The following is a 6063-nucleotide window of genomic DNA, read 5'->3' as shown; positions in this document are numbered from 1 at the left end:
TCCAACGTCCGGAAGGTCGAAAAGGCGATGAAGGAGGCGCTGAAGAACGATCGCGCGCGCATCCAGGTCGGCCGGATCAGCTCGTTCGGGCTGATGGAAATGAGCCGCCAGCGGCTGCGCACCGGCGTGCTTGAAGCGTCGACCCGCCAATGCCCGCATTGCGAGGGCACCGGGCTGGTGCGTACCGCATCGTCGGCGGGGCTGTCCGCGCTGCGGTTGATCGAGGATGAGGCGGCGCGCGGGCGCGGGTCGCTGCTGACGCTGCGTGCCAGCCAGGAGGCGGCGCTCTACGTCCTCAACAAGAAGCGTCCCGACATCGCCGAGATCGAGGACCGTTACGGCGTCACCGTCGAGATATTCTCGGACGGCGAGGAGGAAGGCGCGCGGATGTCGGTCGAGGCAAGCGGCCCGCCGCCGGCCCATGCGCCCCGTTTCGAGGTACTCGTCGAGGACGAGGAGGACGAGCCGATCGACGATATTGCCGAGGACGAGGAGGATTTCGAGGACGAGGAAGAGCGCACCGTGCATGTCGCTTCGCGCGATCGATTGCCCGACCAACCGGATGCCGACGGCGAAGGCGGCCGCAAGCGGCGGCGGCGGCGGCGCGGGCGGCGCGTTCGCGCCAATCCCGACGGTGGTGCGCCGATCGGCCATGAGGGCGCGGACGACGCCGCCGGTGACGGCGAAACGCCGCTCGACGAAGACGCCGCCATCGACGCGATCGTGGCCGGCGATGCCGAGACCGGCGGAGAGGCGCCGCGGCCGCGCCGCGGACGGCGGGGCCGGCGCGGACGGCGCGGCGACGGCCTTCCCCCGGTAGCTGAGGTCGCCGATGCCGAGGTCGCCGATGCCGGCGATTCGGGGCCGGTGATCGCGGTTCCCGCCAATCCCGACGTGGCGGTCACGGTCGATGCGGATAGCCGCCCTGCAACCGAGACGGCGGCCCCCAAGCGGGCGCGCCGCCGGCCGCGTGCGCGGCTGGCCGACGATCGGGGCAACGATCTGGGTAACGACAGGACCGATGACGACGCCAGGCCGGCAACAATTGACCCCGAAGCTCCGGCCCTTTCCGAAACCCCGGCGCCCATCGCCGAGGAAGCGGTGAAGCCCAAGCGCTCACGCCGCAAGACGCCCGAGCCGGTCGCCGAGGGTGCGCAAGCCGCACCCAAGGCTCGGACGTCGCGACGGAAAGCGGCTGATCCGGAAAGCGTCGTCCAGGCTGATGTTCCGGCAGATGTCCCGGCGACAACGCCCGCGGCGCCGTTGCCGGCCAACGACGCGGATGCGCCCGATGCCGAAACGCTCGGCGCTGCCATCCCGACGTCGGCGGAAGCGCCTGTCGCGGAAGCGTCCGGCACCGATATCGACGTCGAGGCGGATACCGATCCCGACGCGGAGGGGACGCCACGGCGTGGCTGGTGGCAACGGACGTTCGGCGCTTGACGATCGTCGCGACCCTGCTGTGCCGGATCCTGCCTTCCCTGGGCGCAGGCCCGGGCGCGGGGTCGCGACGCCATGCCGATCGGCCGGAGGTTCGGCGATGAAGCGCTGGCTGACCGCCTTTGCCGCGACGATCCTGGCCGTCGCGCAACCGGCCGCCGCGCAGGAAATCCTGCGCGACGCCGAAACCGAGGCAATGTTCGGCGACATGTCGCGGCCGTTGATCCTGGCCGCCGGCCTGTCGCCGGCCAATGTCCGGGTAATCCTGATCAACGACGATGCGATCAACGCGTTCGTCGCGGGCGGCCAGACCGTCTATATTCATTCGGGGCTGATCCGCGCCGCGGACAACGCCAATGAGGTGCAGGGTGTCATCGCCCACGAACTCGGCCACATCGCGGATGGTCATATCGTGCTGGCCGATGCCGGATATCGGCCGGCGATGGGCATTTCCATCCTCTCGCTGGTGCTCGGCCTGGCGGCGATCGCCGCGGGCTCGGGGGATGCTGGCGCCGGCATCCTGGCCGCCGGGCAGACCGCCGCGACCGGCAAGGCGCTGGCCTTCACCCGCGTCCAGGAAGCGACCGCCGACGCGACCGGCGCCAAGTTCCTGCGCCAGGCCGGGATCAGCGGCAGGGGCATGCTCAGCTTCTTCAAGAAGCTGGCCAACGAGGAATATCGCTACGGCCTGGCCAATATCGATCCCTATGCGCAGACCCATCCGCTGTCGACCGAACGCATCACCACGCTGACCGCGGACCTGCGCGCGTCCCCGGCCTGGGACAAGCCGCCCGACGCGGCTCTGGAAGAGCGGTTCAAGCGCGTAAAGGCCAAGCTGATGGGCTATGTCGCGCCCTATAATCAGACACTGACCGTCTATCCCGAGAGCGACCAGTCGATCTATGCGCATTATGCCCGCGCCTATGCCTGGCACAAAGCGGGATATCCCGACAAGGCCGACGCCGAAACCGCCGCGCTGCTGAAGGCCCTGCCCGGCGACCCCTATTTCCTGGAGATCCGCGGACAGATCCTGCTCGAGGCAGGCCGCCCGCGCGACGCCCTCGCTCCGCTGCGCGAGGCAAGCGAGCTGACGCGCTACGCGCCGTTGATCGTCACCACCTATGGCCATGCGCTGATCGCGACGGAGGATCCGGCCAATTATCCGGAAGCGGTGCGCGTGCTGCGAATCGCGGTCAACAAGGACGATGACAATCCTTTCGCCTGGTATCAGCTCGGCACCGTCTATGAGCTTCGCGGTGACACCGCGCGGGCGGCACTTGCCACGGCCGAGCGTGCCAGCATGACCGGAGACAGCCGCACCGCGGTGATGAGCGCGCGCGCCGCAATGGCCGGCATCCCCCCCAATACGCCCGACTGGATCCGCGCGCAGGACATCGCGCTGACCGGCCAGAACGAACTGGACGACAAGAAGAAGAAACGGTGACCGGGCGGTCGGCGGCGGCGCCCGCGATCTTGCTGGCGGTGGCGGCGCTTGCCGCTTTGGTCGGCGCCGGGGGAATGTGGCTGGCGACCGGCGGCGCGGCCGGCGGTAATCGGGCGCAGGTCGAGGCCGTGGTCCACGATTACGTCCTGGCGCATCCCGAGATCATTCCCGAGGCGATGGACCGGCTGCGCGAACGCGAGACCGCCAAGGTCATCGCCGTCAACCGCGCCGCCATCCTGACCCCCATCGGCAGCGCCTGGGCCGGCAACGCCAAGGGTGACGTGACGGTCGTCGAGTATCTCGATTTCAATTGCGGTTACTGCCGCGCCAGCCTGCCGCTGATCGGTCAGCTGATCGCCGCCGATCGCGGCGTAAAGATCGTCTATCGCGAACTGCCGGTGCTCAGCGCGGAAAGCGAGACTGCCGCGCGCTATGCCATCGTCGCCGCGCGCGCCGGGCGCTACAAGGCGTTGCACGACGCGCTCTACGCCGGCGGCCCGCTGACCGAGCAGAGCATGGAGGCCGCGATCCGCGCCGCCGGGCTCGATCCCGCCAGGGTCAAGGCGGCGGCCGCCACGCCCGACGTTGACCAGGCGATCAAGGCCAATCTTGCGCTGATGCGGCCATTGGGGATGACCGGCACGCCCTCCTGGGTGATCGGCGATCACGTGCTGTCGGGGATCATGCCGATCGAGGAGTTGCGCGCCGCCGTGGCAGAGGCGCGCGGGAAGTGACGCTTGCCGTACGCCCGTGAAGGAAGAGTACGGCAAACAAGACCGCCAATGGTCGCGTGCCGTATTTCTCCCCTCTCCAGCTCCAGGAACATGATGACCGAACCGATCCTGAGCGTCCGCGGCGTCTCCAAGACCTATGCCTCGGGCGTCCGCGCGCTCCATGCGGTCGACCTCGACATCGACAAGGGCGAGATCTTCGCGCTGCTCGGTCCCAACGGCGCGGGCAAGACGACGTTGATCAGCATCATCTGCGGGATCGTCACGCCCAGTACGGGGACGATCACCGTCGGCGGTCATGACGCGATCCATGCGCCCGCGCGCGCGCGCCGCCAGATCGGACTGGTGCCGCAGGAACTCGCCACCGACATGTTCGAGACCGTGCTGTCGACCTGCCGCTTCAGCCGCGGGCTGTTCGGCTACCCCCCGCATGCCGGCCATATCGACCAGGTGCTGAAGGACCTGTCGCTGTACGACAGGCGCAACGCCAGGATCATGGAGCTGTCGGGCGGGATGAAGCGCCGCGTGCTGATCGCCAAGGCGCTGGCCCACGAGCCCGACATCCTGTTCCTCGACGAGCCGACCGCGGGGGTCGACGTCGCCTTGCGCCGCGACATGTGGCAGCTGGTCCACAGGCTGCGCGCCCAGGGCACGACGATCATCCTCACCACCCATTATATCGAGGAGGCGGAGGAGATGGCCGACCGCGTCGGCGTGATTGCCGGGGGCAAGCTGCTCGTCGTCGACGAGAAGGCCGCGCTGATGAAGAAGCTCGGCAAGCGCAAGCTCGACATCGCGCTCAGCGAAGCACTGGTGGCGGTGCCTGCCGCGCTGGGCGACTGGCGATTGAGCCTGGAAGACGATGGCAGGATATTACGCTATGTGTTTGATACTCAGTCCGATCGCAACGATATCCCCGGGCTGATGCAGAAATTGGTCGAAATGAAGATAGGGTTCAAGGACCTGGAGACCTCGACGTCGAGCTTGGAGGACATCTTCGTCGATCTGGTCGGGGAGGGGGCGAAGTGAACGTCCGCGGCGTGATGGCGATCTATCGTTTCGAGATGGCGCGCGCGCTGCGTACGCTGTGGCAGAGCCTGGTCACGCCGGTGATCACCACCAGCCTGTATTTCATCGTGTTCGGCGGCGCGATCGGATCGCGCATCAGCCATGTCGGTGGGGTTGGCTATGGCAGCTTCATCGTGCCCGGGCTGGTTATGCTGTCGCTGCTCACGCAGAGCATCGGCAATGCCTCGGTCGGCATCTACTTCCCCAAATTCACGGGCACGATCTACGAATTGCTGTCGGCCCCGATCAGCTCGATGGAGATGGTGCTCGGCTTTGTCGGGGCGGCGGCGACCAAGTCGGTGATCCTGGGGTTCATCATCCTCGGCACCGCCGCCTTGTTCGTGCCGATCCCGATCGCGCATCCGCTGGCGATGGTCGCGTTCCTGCTGCTGACCAGCGTGGCGTTCAGCCTGTTCGGGTTCATCATCGGCATCTGGGCAAAGGGCTTCGAGCAGCTGAACTTCGTGCCGGCGCTGCTGGTCACGCCGCTCGCCTTTTTGGGCGGCGCGTTCTATTCGATCGACATGTTGGCCCCGCCATGGCGCATTATCACGCTGTTCAACCCCGTGGTTTATCTAATCAGCGCCTTCCGCTGGACCTTCTTCAACCAGGGCGACGTACCGATCGCAGTTAGCTTGGCGGCGACGCTGGCGTTCCTGATCGGATGCCTGGCAGTGATCGCGTGGATTTTCCAAACGGGGTATCGGCTGAAGAACTAGGCTCTGCACCGAGCCCGGTGACGGCGCGGCTTTACCACGGCGCCTCCTTACTTCACGAACCCCGGCATGTCAAAGCGGTTGAGGAAGAAGGCAAAGATCCGCGCGCTCCTCCAGGCTCTGGTCGAGCCGATGCCGTGCCCGGCCTTGCTGTCCGAGCGGATCAGGACGAGGTGCCGGTAACCCCATTGGCGCGCATCATCGCCACCAGCTTGCCGACATCCACAGATCGACGCGCTTGTCGTTCAGGCCGATGGTGAAGAAGAATCGGTGCCGCCGGTCGCCTTGGGCAGCAGCAGGGTCGAATCCTGCACGGCGAGCGCCTTGAAACCGGCGTCGAGGTTGGGTCGCCCATCTCGCCAAATCGATTCTGGCCGTTATTGGCCGCGCCAGCCCCTGGCGTTGACGATGCCGACGCGCGGAACCACAGCCGCGAACAGATCGGGCCGCTTCAGCGCGGTTGCCGGGATCAACAGGCCGGCGGCGCTCGCCCCAAAGATGCCGAGCCTCTTCGGCGTAGCATAGCCGAGTGCCACCAGCCGCTCGCCGCACGCGATCAAGTCTTCATGCGCGCGTGGCTTGTTCGCGTGGATACCGGCGCGATGCCAGCCCTAGGGTCCAGGCCCATAAGGTGGATTCCCAAGGTTGTTGGGATGTGGTTCAA

At 67.1% G+C, this 6063-nt stretch carries 5 protein-coding genes and 1 pseudogene; 5 read left to right on the top strand and 1 reads right to left on the bottom strand.

Annotated features, from left to right (window positions below; translation table 11 throughout):
- From ACFE7K_RS15370 to ACFE7K_RS15350, 5 genes are all read left to right on the top strand, one after another.
- A partial coding sequence (locus ACFE7K_RS15370; RefSeq protein ID WP_375399070.1) for a ribonuclease E/G occupies positions 1 to 1443 on the top strand: 1443 nt, incomplete at its 5' end.
- 97 nt (positions 1444 to 1540) lie between these two features.
- The gene (locus tag ACFE7K_RS15365) at positions 1541 to 2884 is read left to right on the top strand and encodes a M48 family metalloprotease (RefSeq protein ID WP_375399069.1); all 1344 of its coding nucleotides are present in this window, start codon (positions 1541 to 1543) and stop codon (positions 2882 to 2884) included.
- A complete protein-coding gene (locus ACFE7K_RS15360; RefSeq protein WP_375399068.1) occupies positions 2881 to 3618 on the top strand; it encodes a DsbA family protein in 738 nt (245 codons plus the stop codon). Before ACFE7K_RS15365 ends, ACFE7K_RS15360 begins: the two co-directional genes overlap by 4 nt.
- A 93-nt stretch (positions 3619 to 3711) precedes the next feature.
- The gene (locus ACFE7K_RS15355) at positions 3712 to 4644 is read left to right on the top strand and encodes an ABC transporter ATP-binding protein (RefSeq protein WP_375399067.1); all 933 of its coding nucleotides are present in this window, start codon (positions 3712 to 3714) and stop codon (positions 4642 to 4644) included.
- A gap of 14 nt (positions 4645 to 4658) precedes the next feature.
- Complete coding sequence (locus ACFE7K_RS15350) at positions 4659 to 5402, top strand: ABC transporter permease (protein ID WP_375399071.1); 744 nt, start codon at positions 4659 to 4661, stop codon at positions 5400 to 5402.
- A gap of 374 nt (positions 5403 to 5776) precedes the next feature.
- Here the strand turns inward: ACFE7K_RS15350 and ACFE7K_RS15345 are convergent.
- A pseudogene (locus ACFE7K_RS15345) lies at positions 5777 to 5995 on the bottom strand (prolyl oligopeptidase family serine peptidase); the annotation flags it as partial.
- Positions 5996 to 6063: the final 68 nt, after the last annotated feature.

Source organism: uncultured Sphingomonas sp. (genome assembly GCF_964244265.1).
Taxonomy (GTDB): Bacteria; Pseudomonadota; Alphaproteobacteria; order Sphingomonadales; family Sphingomonadaceae; genus Sphingomonas.
Note: the sequence above shows the minus strand (reverse complement) of the source record. Positions and strands in the feature narration are given on the sequence as shown.